Source organism: Ruegeria sp. BG6 (assembly GCF_056538465.1).
In genome coordinates, this window is record NZ_JBQFTB010000005.1 from 15,653 (window position 1) to 37,261 (window position 21,609).

Annotated in this window: 16 protein-coding genes; 10 read left to right on the top strand and 6 right to left on the bottom strand. The window is 51.6% G+C overall.

The annotated features are described in order from the left end of the window. The first annotated feature begins 160 nt into the window (after positions 1 to 160). The 5 genes from ACR0JW_RS10915 to ACR0JW_RS10935 all read left to right on the top strand — a co-directional run bounded on the left by ACR0JW_RS10915 (position 161) and on the right by ACR0JW_RS10935 (position 6,460). Entirely contained in the window at positions 161 to 1,093 is a 933-nt protein-coding gene (locus ACR0JW_RS10915; RefSeq protein ID WP_170567616.1) for an SdiA-regulated domain-containing protein, read from the top strand. Between the two features lie 219 nt (positions 1,094 to 1,312). Then, entirely contained in the window at positions 1,313 to 2,857 is a 1,545-nt protein-coding gene (locus tag ACR0JW_RS10920) for a ShlB/FhaC/HecB family hemolysin secretion/activation protein (RefSeq protein ID WP_170334787.1), read from the top strand. Between the two features lie 1,457 nt (positions 2,858 to 4,314). Next, a complete protein-coding gene (locus ACR0JW_RS10925) occupies positions 4,315 to 4,689 on the top strand; it encodes a DUF4345 domain-containing protein (RefSeq protein ID WP_170567614.1) in 375 nt (124 codons plus the stop codon). Positions 4,690 to 4,705: 16 nt separating this feature from the next. After that, the gene (locus ACR0JW_RS10930; RefSeq protein WP_480713901.1) at positions 4,706 to 5,563 is read left to right on the top strand and encodes a DUF302 domain-containing protein; all 858 of its coding nucleotides are present in this window, start codon (positions 4,706 to 4,708) and stop codon (positions 5,561 to 5,563) included. Between the two features lie 276 nt (positions 5,564 to 5,839). Continuing rightward, positions 5,840 to 6,460, top strand: coding sequence for a cysteine hydrolase family protein (locus ACR0JW_RS10935; protein WP_480713902.1), 621 nt, complete (start codon positions 5,840 to 5,842; stop codon positions 6,458 to 6,460). Between the two features lie 322 nt (positions 6,461 to 6,782). On the opposite strand, the gene ACR0JW_RS10940 is transcribed toward ACR0JW_RS10935, so the two are convergent. From ACR0JW_RS10940 to ACR0JW_RS10950, 3 genes are read right to left on the bottom strand one after another with little or no spacing between them, the layout of a single operon-like run. Then, the gene (locus ACR0JW_RS10940; RefSeq protein WP_480713903.1) at positions 6,783 to 7,907 is read right to left on the bottom strand and encodes an ABC transporter permease; all 1,125 of its coding nucleotides are present in this window, start codon (positions 7,905 to 7,907) and stop codon (positions 6,783 to 6,785) included. After that, positions 7,908 to 10,607, bottom strand: coding sequence for a ribosome-associated ATPase/putative transporter RbbA (rbbA, locus tag ACR0JW_RS10945; protein WP_480713904.1), 2,700 nt, complete (start codon positions 10,605 to 10,607; stop codon positions 7,908 to 7,910). Next, on the bottom strand, positions 10,604 to 11,599 hold the full coding sequence (locus tag ACR0JW_RS10950; RefSeq protein ID WP_480713905.1) for an HlyD family secretion protein: 996 nt from the start codon (positions 11,597 to 11,599) through the stop codon (positions 10,604 to 10,606). The genes rbbA and ACR0JW_RS10950 overlap by 4 nt, the downstream gene beginning before the upstream one ends. 269 nt (positions 11,600 to 11,868) lie before the next feature. On the opposite strand from ACR0JW_RS10950, the gene ACR0JW_RS10955 reads away from it, so the two are divergent. Continuing rightward, positions 11,869 to 13,572 carry an alkaline phosphatase family protein gene (locus ACR0JW_RS10955; protein ID WP_480713906.1) on the top strand — a complete coding sequence of 568 codons (1,704 nt, stop codon included), beginning with the start codon at positions 11,869 to 11,871 and terminating at the stop codon, positions 13,570 to 13,572. 154 nt (positions 13,573 to 13,726) lie between these two features. Here the strand turns inward: ACR0JW_RS10955 and ACR0JW_RS10960 are convergent, their stop codons facing one another. Together ACR0JW_RS10960 and ACR0JW_RS10965 are read right to left on the bottom strand one after the other, a co-directional pair. Then, positions 13,727 to 14,143: a c-type cytochrome gene (locus ACR0JW_RS10960; protein ID WP_480713907.1), complete on the bottom strand. Its 417-nt coding sequence runs from the start codon at positions 14,141 to 14,143 to the stop codon at positions 13,727 to 13,729. A gap of 175 nt (positions 14,144 to 14,318) precedes the next feature. After that, positions 14,319 to 15,245 (bottom strand): DMT family transporter, encoded by a 927-nt coding sequence (locus ACR0JW_RS10965; protein WP_170567601.1) that lies wholly within the window; start codon positions 15,243 to 15,245, stop codon positions 14,319 to 14,321. A gap of 314 nt (positions 15,246 to 15,559) precedes the next feature. Here ACR0JW_RS10965 and ACR0JW_RS10970 point away from each other — a divergent pair, with 314 nt between their 5' ends. Continuing rightward, on the top strand, positions 15,560 to 16,006 hold the full coding sequence (locus ACR0JW_RS10970) for a hypothetical protein (RefSeq protein ID WP_170501785.1): 447 nt from the start codon (positions 15,560 to 15,562) through the stop codon (positions 16,004 to 16,006). Positions 16,007 to 16,284: 278 nt separating this feature from the next. On the opposite strand, the gene ACR0JW_RS10975 is transcribed toward ACR0JW_RS10970, so the two are convergent. Beyond that, positions 16,285 to 17,241 (bottom strand): helix-turn-helix domain-containing protein, encoded by a 957-nt coding sequence (locus tag ACR0JW_RS10975; protein WP_170334736.1) that lies wholly within the window; start codon positions 17,239 to 17,241, stop codon positions 16,285 to 16,287. 276 nt (positions 17,242 to 17,517) lie between these two features. Here ACR0JW_RS10975 and ACR0JW_RS10980 point away from each other — a divergent pair, with 276 nt between their 5' ends. The 3 genes from ACR0JW_RS10980 to ACR0JW_RS10990 all read left to right on the top strand — a co-directional run bounded on the left by ACR0JW_RS10980 (position 17,518) and on the right by ACR0JW_RS10990 (position 21,538). Beyond that, positions 17,518 to 19,191 carry a sulfatase-like hydrolase/transferase gene (locus tag ACR0JW_RS10980; protein WP_170334738.1) on the top strand — a complete coding sequence of 558 codons (1,674 nt, stop codon included), beginning with the start codon at positions 17,518 to 17,520 and terminating at the stop codon, positions 19,189 to 19,191. Positions 19,192 to 19,238: 47 nt separating this feature from the next. Continuing rightward, positions 19,239 to 20,024: a hypothetical protein gene (locus ACR0JW_RS10985; protein ID WP_480713908.1), complete on the top strand. Its 786-nt coding sequence runs from the start codon at positions 19,239 to 19,241 to the stop codon at positions 20,022 to 20,024. A 686-nt stretch (positions 20,025 to 20,710) separates the two neighbouring features. Continuing rightward, positions 20,711 to 21,538, top strand: coding sequence for a hypothetical protein (locus ACR0JW_RS10990; RefSeq protein ID WP_480615238.1), 828 nt, complete (start codon positions 20,711 to 20,713; stop codon positions 21,536 to 21,538). Positions 21,539 to 21,609: the final 71 nt, after the last annotated feature.

Below are 21,609 nucleotides of genomic sequence, written 5' to 3' on the forward strand. Positions count from 1 at the left end.
GCCAAAGGCTTAAGCTTAACAAAAGCACATCGTGCCCTATTCAATTCAATCGCAACAGGCGGGATCAGGTAAAGAGATTACAGTGCATTCTTCGGACATCGTATCCGGACTGTGATACGAACGCTGATACAGGGATGTGGTCCAAGCGCGAGAGAATCCAATGACAGAAAACAGAGTGTTTTCGTCAAAAGCTGAAATTTCACGGTGTTTCTGCAAACTTAGACGACTCGCTTTTACGGCCAGCTTGGTTGCGGCAGCCTTCTTGCCTTGGACCGATTTTGCCTACGCTGAAAGTGCTGGTTTGGTTCTGGTCGATAAATTCAAGGTGGCAGACAAATCAGAGGGATTTTCAGAGCCTTCCGGTTTGGCAATGTCTAACGCTGAAGGCTTCTTGTGGTCTGTAAGTGATGCCGAACCTAAACTGCACCTACTCGGAGTCGACGGGGTATTAGGAAACTCTTTCAAGTTACCAGCATTGGCAGGATCAGATTTGGAGGGTGTTGCACCTCGAAAAGATGGGTCTGTTTTGGTGCTTCAAGAAACTGACCGATCAATCCTAGTCGTTCACCCAACTGACCCCATTCAACTGACGACAATACCTCTCGCATCTCTTAAAGGTTACCCGACCGCCGCTGCATTACTCGTCGGCAACCCATTGAACAAGGGACCCGAAGGCATCGCCGTTGACCCGGAATCCGGGCGGGTCTTCGTTGGCATTGAGGGACAACCAAGGTTGTTAATGGTGTTATCGCCAGAGCTAGACGAAATTATTGAGATCATTCCTTTAGCCCGCGATGCAGGTTTTATCTCCGAGCGTGTAGATGATGATGAACTGGATTTGAGTGGCCTGACATGGTCCCGGTCCTCGCGTTCTCTTTGGATTGTGAGTGACAAAAGCCGTCAGATCTTCGTCTACAATCCAGAGTCCAAGTCCGTAAAGTCTATCAGTTTGACGTTCACAGAAGATGGAAAACAAAAAGAAGTTAAACATCCCGAAGGGATCGCCCTCGATGAAACCAGAGGGCTTCTCTATATCCTGACAGACGATGCCAAGAAATCGCGGCTTTATGTTTTTGAGCAACCGGAATTGTGAGGACTGTTCTACTAGTTCTCTACTCTAACTTGTTGAAAAGCCGGGTTGTGTAATTGAGCGCCGTCGTATTTGCGGCATATTAAGTAAATCTGCGTTCTGTTCACTGTGTTTCTTAAAAACATCACCCATCAATACATTCGAGTAGCGTCAGGTTCACACATGCGAACCACATAATAACATTGGACTTCAACATGCTCAGTCACTTTAAGGTTGTCAAAAATGCGCGTATTCAGCTCAGTTGTTTTTGCGATCATTTGCACTCTTGTGGCCACTGCATCAGTTCCAAGAAGTAGCATTGCCCAAACCTGGGACATCGCGTCCCAGCACTCGGTCAGCGGCGTAACGGTGTATGATGCGGATGAGCTGTTAACTTTTGCCGGTCAATTGGCCTTCAATCGGTCTGGGCGCATCACAGCGGTGGAGGTCGCATCAACGATTACTCAGATCTACCGAGAAGACGGTTACTTTTTGGCTGAGGCCTGGCCCGGTCCCGATGGGCAGAGCATAATTGTTGATGAAGGGCGCATTCAAACCATCGAAATTGAAGGCGTAGATACTCGCACGTTCCAAACACTAGAGAAGATTTTTCAGCCCCTCACCACCGCATATCCAATAACTCTAAAACGATTTGAGCGGGCGGTTATGCTAGCCGAGGACATACCCGATTTGGACGTGTCGACCGAACTTGATTACCCGGATCAGGCTGGTGCTCGGCTGAGAGTATTGGGAGAACCTCTGCGCAAACAAGCCGGTAGTGCGACACTAGACAACCCTCCGCGTGAGCTTGGGGAAGCGCTCAGTTTCTATGTCGTACAAGAGTTTTATTCGACACTGACCGTTGGGGATCTGCTGCGATTTGAGGGTTCAGGCAATTACAATTGGGACAAAGACGATGAACACTCTTTATGGGGCGCTCTTACCTATCGCACCCCGCTGAACAGTAATGGTCTGTACGGTGAGATCTTCTACGGGAACATAAACGCAAAACGTGACCTCTCAGGAAATTTTGCTAGAACAGATATTGACGGCGAGAACTTCACCGTCGCGATGGGTTACCCCGTAATCCGAGATGTAGCCCGATATGGATACTTTCTGCTGGATTATCGCCTTTCAAAAGCGGACTCAGTCAGTGGCGGCGTTCCATTATCCAGTGACGCGAGTGTCGTTGGCCTTACTTATCTTTACGGGCAAAACTATCCAAAGGGACAAGCTCTGGAAGCGGGGCTAACCTTATCTTTTGGCGATAATGACAATGAAACGACAGACGCGAATTTTGACGACGGGGACTCTTCGTTCTGGCATCTACGAGGCGGCATCGGATACGAAAGCCCACTAACGGGCTTGTCGCCCAACACAGCTTGGCGCACCGAGATCTGGGGGCAGTACACAACAGACCGGCTGCCCTCTGTCGAAGAGTACTTCCTTGGTGATCGCTACGCTTTGCGCGGATATCGTTTTGACGAAGTGGATGGTGATTCCGGGATTTCCGCGATTTTCGAAGTGTCTCATTCCTACTTCCCCAGTTCCCAGAGCATCCATCGCTTAACACCCTTTGCCTTTTTCGACGTGGGTTACATCTCGAACAATGACCCTGCGAGTTTTGAAGTTGACAATGCTACACTGGCATCGACAGGTCTCGGGTTGGACATTGAGTTTAAGCAAAATCTATTCCTGTCCGGATATGTCGGTGTCCCTTTGAGAGACGGCCCTTTGACCGACTCTGGCGATCCTGGCGCGTATCTTGCTCTGACAACAAGTTGGTGAGGATGTTATGAAACTGAACCGAATTGCTGTACTTACCGCAACTTGTCTAATTGCAGAACTGGCCGCTACTCAGGTCTTTGCCCGCGGAAATCACTACGGGTGGTGCCGAGGCGTAGGGAACCCACACCAGTCGAGCCAAGGATGCGGGCAGGCTGGTGGGCAAGGGGCAGGTAATCAAGTTACTGGCCCAACTCAGCCGGTGGCAAATCAGTTGCCGCCTAAGGGAACGCAGCAAACGCCCACGTCCGTTACTGTTCCAGTCCTTGCGCCGGGCGCGGTCCCGAACGCAGTTCCCGGTCAGGTTCCTATTGCGACACCAATAGCGGTTCCTGGTCAGGTTCCCACGCCGGTAGTAGCGCCGACCCTAACTCCGCCTCTGGCACCAAACGCGACACCAAACCGGGTTCCGACAGCTGTTCCAAATCAGGTTCCGCCATTGGCTACTGGTCCCACCGCGGTGCCACCGCTCGTCCCGACTGCAACTCCCAATCAAGTTCCGGTCGCTACCCCTGGCCAGGTTCCGCCTCAACCCACCGGCCCAACAGCGGTGCCGCCACTTGTGCCCACCGCAACACCAAACCAAATACCAGTCGCAGTTCCTGGTCAGGTCCCACCTCAGCCCACTGGACAAACTGCTGTGCCACCGCTCGTCCCGACTGCAACACCAAACCAGATTCCGGTCGCAGTGCCCGGCCGTGTTCCGCAACCCAGCGGTACTACGGCGACACCACCGCTTGTCCCAACCGCAACCCCCAATCAGGTTCCCACGGCGGTTCCTGGCCAGGTTCCACAGTTGACACCAAAACCGACGGCAACTCACGTGGCCGTCCCAGGACATCCGAAACCTCAAGGCGTCGTGACAATCATGCGCCCCAAGCCGAGGCCGACAACCGGTACTGTCCAGCAACCTGACACAACACAAGTGACCCACCATGTAACCCACCAAAGTAATGCGAAGAAACACGATCACGTCGCAGCAACACCTGGACGACATGACCCGCACGACCTACCGAGATTCCGCGACGCGGCAGCCAAGGAAGACTGGGAATGCGTAGCCAGCGGATTTGGACAGCGCCGGTATGATGCTGGGCGAGGCGTGTTGCTGAACAACGGAGCGTTGCGGCACCTCGGAAACGTGGACGCAATGGCACGGGATGTACCTGCTCGGCATCCAAAACACTCTGGCTGCATTATTTCGGTCAAACGAAAGCAGCAGTAGCGCCAGGCACATCTTGAAGCCTTAGAGGAATTCTTCCGAGTGGGAAGCTGGTTTCCAACCAAGGTTAAGTTGACGAATAGACATCAACCGAAGGTGTCATCTCTCAGAAGGTTAATGAGGCATACAATATGCCTTTCTGAGTGCTGTTTGGGCATCCGGCTCGAATCATCGGATGCCCTAAAAAAAACCGACTAGGAATTTCGCAAAAAAGCGAAACCTCTACGAGAAGGAGTCCTCCATGAGTGCTAGAATAGTCCTTCTGCTTGCTGCCGTCGGCCTCGTGCCAATTGCGTTTTCATACGGTCTGATGCCCGACAGTTCGATCCCAGTTTTGCTGGGATTTCCAGTGGAAGGGACGAACCAAACCCACGTGTTCCGAGCGATTATGGGTCTTTACCTGGCAAACGCGTTGTTTTGGTTGGCGGCTGCTTCGAAACCAGAATTACAACGCCCTGCGCTTTGGGTTCTGTTTTTGTTTATGTCGGGACTGGCTGTTGGACGCATGCTAAGCATTCTTATCGATGGAGTTCCAAACGGGTTGCTTCTATTTTACCTTGCGGCCGAGATAGCTTTTGCAGCTCTGGCGGCGGTTTCCCTGAGAAAAGTACAATGAAACAGGAAGTGTTAAAGTGCTGAGGTTTTTCTTTGTTCTCTCGATCATTACAACTGCGTCGGTTTCGACATCCGGTCTGGCTCAATCGTCATCTGTCCAGACTGCGGTGGACAAAAACTTTTTAGAGCTTGAGACTGCCGTTGTCGAAGCGGGAGCTACTCCAATCGCATCGATAGATCACGCGCGCTTGGCCAAAGCTGAAGGCGTAGTAATGCCAGCATCACGTGTACTCATTTTCTCTGATCCAGAGATAAACACGCCCATTCTGGAAGAGAACATACGAGCAGGTTTGGACCTTCCTTTTCGCGCTCTTTCCTTCGATCAGGATGATCGCCCGCAGATCGCCTATACAGACTCTCAGTTTCTCAAAGTGCGGCATGGTCTGAATGACACCCAAGCGTTAAATACATTTGAAAGCAAGCTGCTCGAAGTTCTGAACGGCTTGGATGCAGCACCAGCGCCAATCAGCGGATTGTTTGCCGACTATGGGGTCATCGAACTGCGATCTCAGCTCAGCGTACCAGAGGCAGTCGAACGTCTCAGGACAGCCGTGATGGGGCAGGACGATACTGTCTGGTTTGGGGAAATCGATTTTGCGACCGAAGCGTCCCAACTGGGGGTGGACCTGCCGGAGGCGGTACTTTTACTGTTCGGCGGACCAGCACCCGGTGGCGTAGCTATGGCGGGCTTTCCGGCAATTGGTTTGGATGCCTTTTGCCAAAAACTACTAGTTTACGCGAATGAAGAAGGCGGCTCCGTAGTGATTTTCAATGACATCGCTGCATTGGCGGAATTGCACTACGGTTCTTCAGCCGAACCTCATTACGGTTTGAACAAACGGCTTACCTCAACATTTCGCACTGCAATTGAGTAGCCGCTGGTCGGAAGTCACAATTTTTCTGAATTGCTATATTCCGTATTTAGCTGCCCATTCTGGGCTGGGTACAGACCATCGCTACACTTAACCCCTAACGGCAATTTGCGGGCAATGTTGCCCTGGGCGCGAGTATACAATTTTCATTCTAAAACAATGCAGCACGGCCTTGACCGTAATCAGTTGCACATTTAGTCAAGTTTGATCTGCCCGCTGGGACGACCCGGCTAATTACCGGCGTATCTTCAGGACGACCTGGCAAATTAGAGGTCGAACATGACAACTAAAACCAAACAAGCCAGGAAACTGATCGAGGGTAGACCTGCCCTAATCGTAATCGACATTCAAAAGAGCACGTTTATTGATGACAGCGAAGTACGCTATATCGACAACATGCCGGGCTACAAAGAGCGCATGATCGCTGCGCGTGATTTGGTTGATGCCGCACATGATTACAATGTGCCAGTCATTTTCATCCAAGAAGTCCATCGTCCCGATCAGGTCGACTTCGGCAGGGAACTGGATGGTGACGAAGACATACACTGTCTCGAAGGTGATCCAAGAACGGAAATTGCAAAAGATGAGATGGGATATCGCAAAGGTGACTACATCGTACCGAAGCGACGGTATTCTGCCTTTTTTGGAACCGATTTCGAAATCCTGCTGCGCGGTTTAAAGATAGACACACTTTTGTTGTGTGGCGGTTTGACGGATGTTTGTGTGCACTACACATTCGTCGATGGCCACCAATCAGACTACTTCTGCCGCGTAGTAGAAGATTGCGTTGGCGGGTCATCTGTCCAAGCCCATGAAGCTGCTCTCAAAGCAATGGAGTATCTACAAACCGGCGCTGTTCAGAGCCGAGAAGCAGTGATAAAGGCCATCTCGTCGCTCTAAATTGCAATCGAACCGCTAGCACCAGTTGGGGTGCGGAAACGGGCGGAGATTTTTGTCGCTCGAACGCCTTGGACTTGCCCGTTTGATGCAGAAGGAATCGGCAATTTCAGTACAACCCTTTAAGTTTGCGACTAGGGCCTTAAAAACCTCGATTGCACCGCAATCCAGCCGTCGGCGATTTAAATGCGAATATGACTATAGATAGTGAAGCTAACGCTTAAACAATCGCTGATGCCCTGACCTCTGCCGAGCAGATTTCCAAACTGTCTTCTGAGGCAGATCAGCTAGCGCTCCAATCTGTCAAAGCCAACAGATTGGAGCGCTAGCTGATCTGCGCAAGAGAACGGCGAAAAAGCCGTAGGCTCATTAGTAACAAAGCAATTCCCAACAAAGTCATCCAAACGAATTCCGGCCAGACAGTCTCAATACCAGCGCCTTTGAAAACAATAGCCTGACTTGCTGACATGTAGTGGCGTGACGGCAAAACCAAAGTACCTGCCTGCAACCACGCCGGCTGACCTTCAATTGGGGTCTCCCCACCTGACAGCATTAGCATTGGCAGCACAATCAACATAACCAGAAGCGCAAACTGCGCCATAGAGCGTGCAATGGTTGCCAGAAACACCCCAAGCGCCGTCGCAGTAAAAAGAAACAACGCCGTGCCAACCAAAAACAACATCTTGGATCCAGCGATAGTGATGCCCAGAGAACCCTGCATCACAAACGTTAGTGAAAGACCAGCCGCGACCAAAACCACCGCTGCATTCGCCCAAATTTTGGCAATGGCAATGTCAAATGGAGCAAGAGGCATGGCCAGGAGATGTTCAATAGTCCCGTGCTCTCGCTCTCTAATCATTGCCGCTCCGGTCAATATAGTTGTGAGCCACATGATCTGGCCGATCAAAGCAACGATACCAGCAAAACGTACAGTATCTCTATTTGGGTTGAAGGCGCTTCTAAGAATGACACTGATTGAGGCAGTATCTACTAGATCGATACCAATTGCATAGCGATGTATTTCAGCGCTCAAGATACTGGTGATGTAGTTTGCACCAATACCGGCCTGTTCCATGGCGGTTGCGTCAATAAGAACTTGAATCTCCGGACTGCGCCCTGCGCGCAGATCCTTTTCGAATCCGGGGGGCACAGCCACAACGAAAATAAAGCGCCCAGCATCCATGTACGCAGGTCCTTTTCCGGGTTCGATTTGGACGACCGGTTGGAACTCTGGTGGGAAAAACGCTGTGGCAAGTGCTCGAGAAAGTGGCGAGTCGTCTTCATCCGCAAACGCTATCGAGGCGTTGTTTACAGAACTTGCCACTCCCGTTGCTTCCATGATCGGGGCCAGCGTGAAAGACCAAACCAACAATGCCATCATCACCCAATCACGGCGCAGGCTCATCACTTCCTTCAAGCCTAGCCAGAATATGCAGTAGAAGCGCTGCATTCACTTCTCCTGCGCCCGAAGGCATAGGGCTGCGATCAGTGTCAGAACGGGTCCGAAGCAGGCGAGGGCCAGAATGTCTGGCGCAAGGGCTTCCCAACCCAAACCTTTAGTGAAGGCACCAACGTTTAGGTGTAGGAAATATGAGGAAGGCCAAAGAGAGCCCAGCACTTGTGCGCCTCCTTCAAGTGTTGAAACAGGTTGCAACAGACCTGAGAACTGAATTGTTGGGACAACTGAGGCGATGGCAGTTGCAAATGTGGCGGCCACCTGACTGGATGTCATTGTAGCGATCAACAACCCGTAGGATGTTGTTGCCCAAACGTAAAGAAGGGCACCAACAGCCAAAGGGAAAGGATTTCCTTTTAACGGCACCCCGAAAAGAAAAACGGTCATTCCGGCCAAAAGCAGAAAATTTGCGTAGGCGATCAAAATGTACGGAATTTGTTTGCCGATTAGAAATTCAAGCCGCGTGGTTGGTGTCACGTAGAAATTGACAACTGACCCCAGCTCTCGTTCCCTTGCTACGCTTACGGCAGTCAAAACAGCTGGCAGCATAATCAGCAGGATAGCAGGCATTGCCGGAGCCATCGCGGCGATGCTTTCAAAGCTCTGATTGTAGCGAAACCGGGGTTCGATCCTGGCGATATCTATCTGGCTTTTGCCGTTGTTAAGGGCATATTCCGCGAGAAATGATTGGTGCAGTCCGGAAACATAGCCTTCAACCGTCTCACCCTTAAATGGGATAGCACCGTCTACAGTTGCAAGTATCTGGGTCGGTTCACCCGTACTCATCTTTCGGTCAAAGTCAGGTGGCAACTCAACAACCAGAGAGACCTCACCTGCCACTAGACGGTCGCGCCCTTCGCTGGCGCTTTGCAGCGGCGATGTGGCTTTAAAGTAGGACGATCCGGCGAATTCAGCCGAATAAGCACGACTCTCCGGCCCCTGAGAAAGGTCAAGTACAGCGAATTCAAGCTCATCGATATCCAGCGTAATTCCAAAGCAAAAAACCAACATTAGAATAGCAGAACCCAGAAACGCGAAAGCCAGACGCACCGGGTCTCGAGCTACTTCAACGGTTTCGCGCCGCGCATATGCCAATACACGAGAAAACGCTCCTCCCCCGGCGTGGGATTTGGTCCCAAAACCCACCTCTGGCGCGACAACAGAGACTGGTTCTTCTGCTGCTTCCAATATCGAAATGAAGGCGTCTTCAAGGTTTTCTGCCCCTTCAACAGCGATCAGTTCAGCCGGAGTACCTTCCGCTAGAACTCTACCAGCATGCATAAAAGAAACGCGATCACAGCGTTCCGCCTCACCCATGAAATGAGTGGACACAAAGATTGTAACCGACTCGGTTCGAGAGAGCTCAATCAGCAAGTCCCAGAAGGAATCGCGCGCCTCTGGATCCACACCGGATGTTGGTTCGTCGAGTATTAGCACTCGCGGACGGTGGATCACAGCTACGGCTAGCGACAGTCGCTGTTTGATCCCCAGGGGCAGTGCCGTCGCCAATGTATGACGGTGCTCCTCGAGCCCAAAGCGCTCAGTGAGTTCCGAAACACGTTGTTCTCGGTCGGCAATTGCAAATATCCGCGCATGCAATTGTAGGTTCTGATGGACCGACAACTCGCCATACAAGGAAAAGGCCTGGCTCATGTAGCCTATTTCACGCCTCATTTTTCGGTCATATGCATCGACAGGGTTGCCAAACAGCAGTGCTTCACCTGAGCTAGAAGGTAACAAGCCAGTCAGCATCTTCATTGTCGTGGACTTGCCGCAACCGTTTGATCCTAGAAACCCGAATATCTCACCGCGATTGATTGTGAAGTCGACGTTGTCTACGGCCGTGAAATCACCAAAGCGTCGTGTCAGTCCACGCGCAACTATCACTGGGCTTGCTTCGATTTTCCCATTCGTTTTGTTTTTCCCCGCCGGTTCGACAGGCAACTCCCGTGCTCTCAGACGCCGATATGCAATTTCGAGGTCGACATCACTCCCTTTCAATTCGGCGGGCTTCCCATGAAAGATGACTTGACCCGCGTCCATCGCGACAATCCGGTCAAAACCGTCGGCTTCTTCCATGTACGCCGTTGAAACCAATACCGACAGTTCAGGGCTTTTTGCTCGGATTGCATCAATCAAAGCCCAGAACTGCCGACGCGACAACGGGTCGACCCCGGTCGTTGGCTCATCCAAAACCAAAAGTTTGGGGTCATGGATTAACGCACAGCAAAGACCTAGTTTTTGCTTCATCCCACCCGAGAGCTTGCCCATCAGACGGTCTTCAAACTGCGCAAGCCCTGTCGCAGCCAATAGCGCTGCGATACGGTCATCCCGCTCTGAATACCCTTGAGCAAAAAGACCAGAGAAGAACTCGAGGTTCTCGCGTACAGATAGCTCCGGATACAGGTTTCGACCCAGCCCTTGCGGCATGAAAGCGATGGCTGGGCAAATGCTGTGTCGATGGCCAGAATTGCCAATCGGGCCGCTTAAAACGTCGATATTTCCGGATTGCAGTTTCTTTGCGCCGGTGATCAAACCAAGCAGTGTAGACTTTCCCACCCCATCCGGCCCGACAAAGCCAACAAGCTGGCCGCCTGGCAGTTCCAACGAAACAGAATCCAATGCAACATGCTTGCGATAACGGTGCGTAACACCTGAAATGTGAATATCGCAGGCGTCATCCTCTACTCTCATTCGAACAGCTCTTCTGGGATGCGTTGTTCAAGCGCCTCAGGCCAAGCAGCGGCTGGGTTCAGCCGGATCACGGCGACACCGCGCAGACCGGTTTTGACGTGCTCAATCCGACTTTCAACCAAGTCTATTGGGATACGGACGCGAACGCGAAAAACCAGTTGCTCTCGCTCATCGAGGGTCTCGACCTGTTTGGGGGTGAATTGTGCCTCGGGAGAAACAAAGCTCACGTATGCAGGTATCGCATATTCCGGCAAGGCGTCGAGTACGATGCGAGCCTCAGCTCCAATGGGCAAAAGTCCGGCTTCACGCGCCGGAAGAAAAACTTCCATGTAAACATTCTCAAGGCCAAGAATAGTCAGGATTGGTTCGCCTGCGCCAACGACCTCTCCGGGTTCTGCAAGCCGGTAAAGCACGCGTCCGGGCAAAGGTGCCACTAGAGCGCTGTCTTCAATCTGTGCCTCAATCCTGCGAGCTTCCGCCTCAGCGGCAGCAATACGGCTTTCCGCGGTTGCAACTCGGGCTTTGGCGGCGCCCAATACTGCTGTAGCAACCTTATGAGTGGTATCGCGATCTTCAAAAATAGTTTTGGAGATGTTTTGTCCTGCCAGCAACGCCGTGGCACGATCAAGCTCTTGCTCGGCCCTGCGCTGTTCGCTTTCGCGTTGCACAACGAGCGCTTCTGCTTCGGCCCTTGTCTGATTTGCCAAGGCTACCTCGGCTCTAGCCCGGTCCAGGGCGGCAGATAGCTCATCTATGTCCATTTCGGCCAGGATTTGACCGGCTGCAACCATACTGCCCTCTGTTGCCGTTACCTTCGCAACCCGACCTGCATTAGTTGGTGCTATTTCGACTTGTTCCGCTTCAACCCGCCCGTTTCCTTGCACAAATCCGACCGGCAATTCATCGTCATCCTCGGCAACAACGACATACAGCAACGCACCAGCAATTACTAAACCAGCCAAAATAAGAAAAACCGATGGGTTTTTGGTCATAGCGTTTCACCTGAAACAGGGTTTCTGGCGCAGAGTTTAGTGTCTCAAAAGACTCAAAGCCTTGTTTTGGATCAAAACCGATCCGGGCACCTAAGTTCCAAGAATTTGTTTGTATGAACACCGGTTTGGGTGTTGCAGGCTCTTTCGCGATAGGTCGGAAGAAGTAGACTTGAAGCGTTTTTGTTATCAGTTTGGTATTGAAACGGGTGTTCTAACGCGCAATTGCGGTCGCCGCCAACCTGCTGCGCAATACAGCGAAAGGAAGCACTATGACCAAAACACTGAGAGCTTGTTTGTCTTTGTGGTTGGTTTCAATCGCTCCTGCGTATGCGCAAGAACCTCCTCGTCTCGTTTTGCAGCTGACCGTTGACGCGTTTCGGGGCGATCTGCCGACACGCTACTTTGAGAATCTTGGGGAGGGTGGCCTTAAGTATTTACTAAAAAACGGTGTACACTATGTGGACGCCCATCATTGCCATGCCAATACAGAGACGGTTGTCGGGCACGCCACATTGGCGACCGGGGCAACACCGGCAGTGCACGGGATGATCGGAAACATTTGGTTCGACAGAACCTTGGACCGCGTTGTCTACAACGTTGAAGACAGCACCGCTCCGCTTCTTGGAGATGGCGCTGGCGTCAATGACGATATTGAAATTGACCCAACACAGGCGGCAGCTGGCACAGATGGGCGGTCACCACGCGCCATGCTTGTTACGACGCTTTCGGACGAGTTAAGCGCTTCCACTGCTGGCGCGGCCAAGGTCTTTGGAGTTTCAATCAAAGATCGTGGGGCTATTACAATGGCGGGACAAAGCGGCAAAGCCTTCTGGTTCTCAAAAGCCGCAAATCGTTTTGTCACAAGCTCCTATTACTACGACAAATACCCGGATTGGGTTTCCTCATGGAATGACGCATCGCCGAGCGCCTCCTTTGAAGGAACCTCTTGGGAGTTGATGCACCCAAAGGAAGCCTATCTCTTTGGCGACCGCGACAACCAACCATGGGAGACGGATGTCGCCGGGTTCGGCATAACCTTTCCTCATCGCTATTCTTCGACGCAAAATGGGTTTGACCCGCTGGAAAATCCCTACTTTACGACCTTTTTAACGCTTAGCCCCGCTGGCGACGATCTGACGGCGCAATTTGCCAAACGATTGATTGCTGCCGAGGATATCGGGCAAGACGCGGTAACGGATTATCTGGCGATTAGCTTCTCGTCCGTGGATTACGTCAACCATGTGTTTGGCCCCTCCAGTCTTGAAGCCGAGGACACGATATACCGCCTCGATCAGACTCTCATGAATCTCTTCGCGTTTATCGACGAACGGATTGGGCTGGAAAACGTTTTGACCGTTCTATCGGCGGACCACGGCACCACCGATGCGCCGGGCTATTTGGAGAGTGTTGGCATCCGAACTGGCCTTGTTGCTCCGGACACATGGGACCCGACGGAACAGATAGCCAAGCTTAAGGAGCGGTTTGGGATCACCGGGAAATTGCTTGAAGGTTATAATCACCCCTATCTCAATATCGCCCCCGAAGTATTGGCTCGCAGTGATATTGATTTACCCACGCTGGAGTCAGCTATTGCAGAAGAGCTTCTATCCTTTCCCGATGTGGCATTCGCCGTCCCCAGTACGGCTATCGAAGCAAACCTCCTACCCGATACCGACATCATGCGCTTGGTCCGCAACAACTACCACCCCACCCGATCCGGGAACATATACGTAGTCTTCAAACCCGGCTGGTTCATCGCAGACTTCGATGGTCTGTCCGTCACATCCACCCACGGGTCACCGTGGCGCGGTGACACACATGTGCCGATTATCTTTGCTGGAACGAACTTAAAACCGCAACGGGTCGCACGCCGTGTTTGCACGACTGCTCTCGCATCCACACTTTCTGCATTATTGAGCACGGCACGTCCTAATGGTGCGAGCGGTGAAGTGTTACAAGAAGTCTTGGATTAGACCGCTGTGAAGCGCGAGTCCTGATATTGAAGCAAGCTAGGCAAAACCGCGACGGCATCGTCCACAACGCGATCCTCATATTCGTTGCTTCTTGGCGACTACGGAAACCGCCCAACGCAGCACTCTTTAGCGTACACAAATGCGGAGCAGACCTTCACGGAACATATCGTTCCGGCTTCGGAGACTGAATACTCTCCAAATACTCAGCAATATCGATAAGTCTGGAAGGAATACGCGTAACCAAACCATTCCCCGTATCGAATTCGACAGTAGGGGCGTCATTCAATTCGGTGATTATAGGCATGTCATCGCGAGGTTCTTGAACTTTCAAATAACCGTCCAAGATCGACATGACCTCCAACATGGGCCACACACCCCCTCTGCGTTCGGAAATCTTTATTAAGTCAGCAGGCACTGTTTTCAAATCAGCTGCGTCAGGTCCTTTTCCAGATGCATCGAGCCCGTGACATCTGGCGCAATGCTCAACAAAGAGGTCTTTGCCAAGGTTCGAAAACTCATCGGCCACAGATATCGTTGCAACCGAAGAAATGCCCATGCCTGCAACGATCATAAAGTACCTCATAATCCGGAGGTCCTTTGCTAAACGAGAGTTCACTACAACAAAAATGGACCGACATCTTCCGCCGGTCAACGTCGGTCCTTTAACACATAACGTTCGCTACCCGCTTCGGGCAGCAAGCAGCCAGTGATGCTTACCTCAGAGAACGGCAGCGCCGAGCCCTATGCTACCGCCTCGGTGATTTTGTAAGCACGGTCGATACGGTGCGCGTCTTTTTACTTCTTGTGATCGCAATTGCGCCCAGCACTAAGGCACATGCAAAAGCTTGAGGAAAAGAGATGGCTTCGCCAAAAGCAAGATATCCCACGGCAAACATCGTGGGTAATTCGATACTTCCGACGACCGCAGTTTGGGAAGCTCCAATAACAGGCGAGCAAATCGTGTAGATGAGCTGAGGCACGAAAGCGGTCACCAGACCAATACCAACAATGAAAAGCCAGTCGGATTGTTCGCTTGGGAGAAGCTCTCCAACCTCAGCACCTAGGATGAGCGGGGCGAGGCCAAGAACAGACCCCAGAGAAACTGACGCGATACGTGCCAACGGCGCAATCCGCGACAACCTGTGTACCAGGACGCAGATTCCGAAGCCAAACCCAAATGGGGCAGCAAGGGATAGCAGCAGCGTTGGTAGGTGTTCCGCAGCCACTGACGCAGGCGAGCCAGCAATAACGGCTGCCACCACAATCAGACCAGCGGCCAACATGGCGCGTCGCGTGGGTGCATCGCCAAACACAGCCCAAGCAATAACTAAGGTGAACACCGGATAGGTCATGTAGAGCACACCTACTGTCGATGCGGGCAGCGTCTCCAGCGCCGTTACATATCCGATCCAACCAAGCCCCATTACGGCTCCGGCGGAGAGACCCCAAATGATCTCTCGCCATTCTTTTCGATGCACAATGAGAACAGGAAGCAGAAGAAGGGCCGCAACAATGTAGCGGTAGAATGCGACCGCATAGGGTGCAACGCCCTGTTCGGTTAGGCTGCGGCTGAAGTAGGGAACCAGGCCGAAACAGATTGAAGCAAAAAGAACACCAAAAACGGCAAATGCATAAGGGATGGATGGTCGATTTCGCGCAGATGTCGTGGCCATAATCTGGAGCTATCACGCATTTGCATCTTCGTCTTCAGAGATTCTACGAAAGACTGCTTTGTCCGCATAGCCGTCATCGCCGCCGCCAACGCGCAAAGGCTGCAATGCGGACAAAACAGCCGTTCGCATTCATCGTCGCAGAGTCCGCGACCAGCCCAAAGCGGACCTTCATCACTAAGCTTTGCAATCTCTGAGATGCGGGACGAAGCTGACTTTTCAGGTCCGGCTATGCGTTCCTTTCCTAGCAATAAATTTCGTAGTCTCTATCATGCTGGTTTTGCCCCACTGTCGAAGGAAACAACATGTTGCGTTCAATGCTTATCCCCGCAGTTCTCTTTGCGCCTCATTGTCTGACTGCTGCAGAGAAAGTGTCGGCAACGAACTTCTATGTCGTCAACCAAGAGCAAATTTCCGCGGGCGAGGACGTGTTCTGGAAAGAGGACAACTATGGGACTTATACCGTTGACGAGGGACCAATCGATCCTGGTTTTGTCCGGTGCGTGGGCTCGGGTTTCGGCGGACCCAGCGGTGTCAGCGGCGGTGGCGTCTGTGTTTATGGTGAAGAAGAGGACACGTTCACCATGAGATGGGAGGTTGTTGCCTTCGGCGTCAACAACTGGCGGATTGTTTCCTCCACCGGCAAATATTCGGGGATGACTGGAAGTGGAACGACCAAAACACGTGTGGCGTCAAAATTCCTGGCGCTACCGCACCGTATTTCTGACTGGGAAGGCGAGGTTGCCTTGCCCGCTAGGGATTGAAACTCGAACTGAAATGGTCGGGGATGATGCTGATTTGAAAGGTTGGCAAAGCCCGCATTGGGCTTGTTGTCGCCTTTCGTTACTTTTCACATTAATGACCGGTGGCAGCCCAAAGCAGACCTTCAATTCCAAGCAAGGTGACTTCCGAGATGCGGACTTTGCAGCCATCCGCATTCTTAATTCAAAGGACCGCAGTCAGCCCTAAGCGGACCTTCAAAATCCGACTTTGCAATTCTAGTGTTGCGGACAAGTTAGGCCGCGGACTGCCAAGCTCTGTTTCAGTTCATTTTGCCTGACAACGTTTGTGTCGGCAGTTGTCCAAAGAGTGCTCTGTAGTCTCGCGCGAACTGACCCATGTGCCAAAATCCGTAAGCGTTTGCGATGTCCGATATACTCTCCTCTGGCGAGCAGGATACCAGTTCATGGCGCACAGCACCGAGACGGGCTCTTAGATAAAACTGCTTGGGGCTCACCCCATATGTTTCCTGAAACGCGCGACGAAGAGTGCATGTGGATACCTGAATATCTGCACATACCTCACCGATTGACACGTTATCCATCAAATGGGCCCGCATGAACTCAACGGCTTGTTGTGCTAAACGGGTTCTATTTTTACTGTTTCGCCGATCACTCCATTTTTCGCCTACCACCAGCATTTCCAGAAGCTCTAAGATCATATCACTCTCTTCACTATCAGAGCTTGGTCCGGCCGCTGATCCAATTAGAAAGCGCGCTTTGTTTTTGACTAAGTAATGCAGCTTGCCAGCGTCGCTAACGAAGGATCTTAAAGCGTCATTTCGCACGGTGCTGATATCAAGACCGCAATCGTCGGCGATCCGTTGAGCCCTTCGGATGTCGATGCCAAAGGTCAGGCCTGTGAGCGTTGAATTGCTCACGCCTTCAAAAGGGTCTCCGCTACCAAAATTCATCAGAGCGGTGTCTGAGGGTGAGCCGTTAAGCCAAGTTCGTACACTCCCTTTGTCTGGTAAGCCAAACGCTAGAATGTCAGGGCGAGAAACTCCGGTTTGGTACACAGCCTTATCAAACGACAAATCAATCATTTGAAGGTCAAGACCTGCCCAAACGGATACCGAAGAGTTCATAGTTCCCTCTTCAATTTGACGTAGCTCGACATCCCATTGGGACAGCTCGCGGAATTGCGAAGGGTCCTGCAAAAAAAGTGTGTTTGGGGCGCAGGTTTTTTTGGGGGCTGATCGTTTTTTGATGTCGTCCATTCCGCCCCGCAGGTAGTTTTCATGAAATGTTATTCGAATATGTAGGCGTGGACAATTGCAAGACAAAGCAGACAAATCGAGAGGGAAGAGGTTCGGACGCCCATCGTTGCCTGAAGATACTGTGCGCACCGAACGCGTCGTAACGCTGCTAACCAAAAGCGAAAAAGAGTTGTTGCGCTCACAGGCTGAAGACAGCGAACTCTCCCTTTCAACCTTTTGCCATCATCTGATCCTTGAAGGTCTGAAAACAAGTATATCATGAAACAGGGGTATCTCATGAAATCAAAACTGTTCCTCTCCGCGCTGGTCTTTGCCGGCTCCGCTATCACGGCGGCAGCTCAGGACAGCAATATCGTGCATGATGCGGAATACTATGTGCTGAAGCAGCAAAACGAAGCCGTTTGGGTCGAGAACGACGCACAGGTTGACCAACTGCTGGCCGATTTTCGTGAGAAAAACGGAGGGAACCCTCCAAACATCTTCTACATCCTTATTGACGACATGGGTTTTGGCGACATGGGTATGCCCGAGATGAACGCGATACGCGGGTATTCGACGCCCAATATCAACGCGCTCGCAGAGGAAAGCATGCGGTTTGCGCGCATGTATACCGAGCCGTCCTGCACACCGTCGCGGGTCGCCTTCATGACGGGTCGCCAGCCGTATCGCAATGGGATGGGCGATACCGCCGTCGATATTTCAGGTTTTGGCCTTGCCGATGAAGAAGTCACAATTGCCGAAGTTCTGAAATCCGTAGGCTACAACACCTCGCATGTTGGCAAATGGCACATGGGCGACATTCAGGAATCCTGGCCTACTTATCAGGGCTTTGACTACGCCGCGTTCCCCATCCATCAGCAGGGCCAGTTGGCCATCTTCAACGAAGATGCAGCCAAGGAAGAAATCACCATGGCCATAGGGGAAGACAACTACAACTCCAAATACACGCTGGATGATTGGTTTCGCCCTGATCCGGGACACATGATTACCGGCCTTGAAGCTGTTATTGGCGGGGAGGTCCGCGAAGTCCATATGGAACCGGGTGAGAAATGGACCCAGGACAAATATAATGAAATGAACATCCGCTATCAGGCACAGGCGATGGAGCAGTTGCGCCTGCTAGCAGAACGGGATGAACCGTTCTTCCTGCAATACTGGCCGCTTGTCCCTCTGTCGACAACGCGCACGACGAGAGAAGCGTTCACGACACCCAACGGCGGTACATTCGTTGAAAGCATGGAAGAGTTGGATGAATGGATAGGGGTCGTTCTGAACGAAGTCGATGCGCTGGGGCTCAGGGATAATACCCTGATCGTTTTGATGGGCGACAACGGTCACTTCACCAAATATGCCCCCGGCAGTGGGTTTTCGCCGCTGGTCTTCCGCGGCGGCAAGGCCGATACGTCTGAAGGAGGCGTTCGGGTGGACGCGTTTGCCCGCCTGCCCGGCTTGATCGAGGGAGACTCAATTGTATCTGACATTATTCATATCTCTGATTTGTTCACGTCAATTGCGCGTATCGGCGGAGCGATGGATGCCATCCCCCGCGACCGGATCATTGACGGTGTCGATCAGACGTCCCTGATGTTTATTGGCGATACGCATGGGCGCAGGGATCATGTACTGATCTACTCGATCAATTCGCTGAAAGAGGTGGTAAAGGAACACATCAAACTCAAAGTTCCGGCCAAAGGTGAAAATGCTATCGTGGCCAAGTTCTACAACCTGTTCCGCGACCCCCGCGAAGAACAGAGCGTATCGACCGAGATCGGAGCATGGGCTGGACATGAGTTTAACCGCATTATTGCCCGCCACCTGAAATTCAAGGAAATGTACCCCGATCAACCAGCCGCGACTGGACGTCCCTATGAAGGTATCGTGAACCTTCGTCCTGAAACCGTCGCAGCGGTGGATGCCTTTGTCGCCAAGCGGGACATTCAGCCCGACTAAAAGGTGAAGCTGATAAGAGTCATGCAAGCCCCGCTTCAGATGATAATATGCTTGATGTGGGGCTTGGCATCCACAACAAAAATTCTGGAAACAATATGAAAATCCAAGCGCTTGTCCTTGCATTGGCGACTGGCATTGTTGCGGCCTCAGCAATCGCCGATGAAAACGCTTCAAACCCTTTGGCCGCAGTCAATAACACGGACATCCGGTATCAGTATTTTGATTTGGGCAACGGTGCTGACAAGCAGGACGCCTTTATAGATGGCGCATACATGCTGCGGCCTGATCTGAAACTGAAATATGAGTTGCACTACAACTCAACGGATGTGACTGGAACTCGGTTCACTGACTTTGAGAAATTGAGCCTCAAAGCGATCTATTTCCCTTCTCAGAGACCGCTCAACGAAACGTGGGCCATCAAGTCGGCCATTGGTCTGGAGTGGATACTGGACTTTGGCGACCCGGAAAAAGGGATCGGAACCGGGTCCGATCAAATTGCGCCTTTTGGCGGGTTCGCCTTTGCAAACACAAAATCAGGGCTGACGCTGATCCCACTGCTCCAGCATTTTGCTTCATACAATGGCCCGACGGGCATAAACCAAACCGCGATGCGGTTGATTGCGCTACAACCGTTTGGCGATGGGTACTGGGCCAAGGCTGATATCAAAGCACCATATGACTGGGAGAACGATGCTTGGCCAGCTACCGCTGAGTTCCAGATTGGCAAGAACCTCAGTCCTGGCATCGCAATTTATGCTGATTTCCTCATCGGCATAGGTTCCGACCGCCCCTACGATAAAGGTGCCGGCTTAGGTTTGCGTTTCAACTACTAGTTCACCCACACCCAACCTCGGCGAAGATCATCTATGTCACAGTCCAGAAATCTGTTCAGCCATTTGTTTTCTGCGTTTATCTTGACCCTTCCTGGAACTGCCTTGAGCCAAACCCTGCCCGCTCCGGGTCGGTAGGAAATAAATTGGCGTCACGCCGCATCATTCTATCTGTTCACTCCGCTCTGAACTCGGGGAAGATCAACAGTCTCTGGGCGATCCGCTGAGATGGATTTGAACCTTGAAACTGAATCCGTCGTTCGAGCTTCTAATCCTCAGCCAGCGATGCTTAGGCCCAGAGTTCTGAGAAAATAGACTTCTATTACGATCTGTACCCAAGACTTTGCAAAGTCCGCTTTCTGCGCATAGCTGACCTTAGTTTCCGGTGAAACATTTTGTACCTTGGGCTCAAGGTAACCACTGAAAGTGTACTCACGACTGGCCGTTTTTCTCGTGCGGCGGTGGTTGGCCGACGAGAGCCCAAACGCTCTATAATTGCGACTTATGTTAAATCTCGAAATCCCGGCTTTTTGTCGCAAAGCCGGTGCGAATTTCCGACAGTTTCACCCAACACCGCGTGATCAATACTTGCGCAAGTACTTTGACCCCCACTCCCCAAATGACATCTTGCAGTTGAGTAAAATTCCTGCTCTCAGCTATGGCATTCGAAGCAGCAGAAGAGGAAAACCGTGTTCAATCTTATTGTTTCAGGAGGCTTAGAAAACGACCGCCGCGGTTCAATTATGGCCGACCGTGTATTGGAGTTTACTTCGGACGAACTTGAAGCGAAGTTCATGCCAGGCGGTAAACTCGATGTTTTGAGTGTTATGTCTCTTCCTACGCTTTTCATGGAAGAAGGTAGAAGTGACGAGATTGCGAGATTCGGACAGCTTACGAGAGTTGAACTTAAGGGAACCGACTATCACCTGCATTACGCGATAGATCCAGACGTTCCAAATATGACTAATGCTGAAGTTTTTAATTTGGCGTCTGAACTAAATATTGAAAAGTTTGAGTTCAATCGAAACCACTGGGCGATCAAAGACGCAGACTTGTTTCAAGTTTTGTACCGTCAGAAAGTAGGTTCGCGCCCTGTGCCAACTGTCTTCCAGTTAAGCGAAAAGCCAGTGAAATCGAACCTGATATCTTTCATGATGCCCTTTTCAGGATCTTTTTCATCCGTCTATGAAGAATTAAAGGATGTCCTTCAGGCAGACGGATACCAGTGCCAACGGGCAGATGACATGTGGGTACACTCTCACATTATGACCGACATCATAGAATTGATATGCACATCTGCCGTTGTCGTTTGCGACCTCTCAAACAAGAATCCCAATGTTTTTTACGAAGCTGGAATAGCCCATACGCTCGGGAAAGAAGTTGTACTGATTACGCAATCGCACGAAGACGTTCCGTTCGATCTGCGCTCTATACGCTACCTTCACTACCACAATAATGGTGAGGGCCGGAACAAGCTAGCTGGCGAGGTCTTGGCACGAATTCAAGCAGTAACGTAGCTTCCACTATGTCCAAAAGTGTTTCTTTAGAACGATGGCGATCTGACACTGAGATGTACAATTATTGAAAC